At 67.1% G+C, this 228-nt stretch carries 1 protein-coding gene; it reads left to right on the top strand.

Features of this window, described 5'->3' with window-relative positions:
* Positions 1-228, top strand: a 228-nt coding sequence (locus LD028_RS09785; RefSeq protein ID WP_237811706.1) for an FCD domain-containing protein, incomplete at both ends; no start/stop codon positions are given.

Below are 228 nucleotides of genomic sequence, written 5' to 3'. Positions count from 1 at the left end.
AGAGATGGAGCGGATCCTGAAAGCAGCGGAGGAGCGCGTGGAGCGCGGCGAGGTTCCCACCGAGGAAGACTACCAGTTTCACCGCGTCATCTGCCGCTCCAGCCGCAACTCCATCCTGCATCGCATCTGGGCGCCGCTCGTCGAGTACAGCGACAGCGTCCGCAGCGAATCGCTGGGACGCGAAGGCCGGGCCCGCACCGCGCTGGCGGAGCACCGTCGGATCATGGA

The sequence above is a fragment of the Anoxybacillus sp. LAT27 genome, assembly GCF_022030075.1.
Lineage (GTDB): Bacteria > Bacillota > Bacilli > Bacillales > Anoxybacillaceae > Anoxybacillus > Anoxybacillus kestanbolensis.
This window is presented reverse-complemented; position numbering and strand designations above follow the sequence as displayed.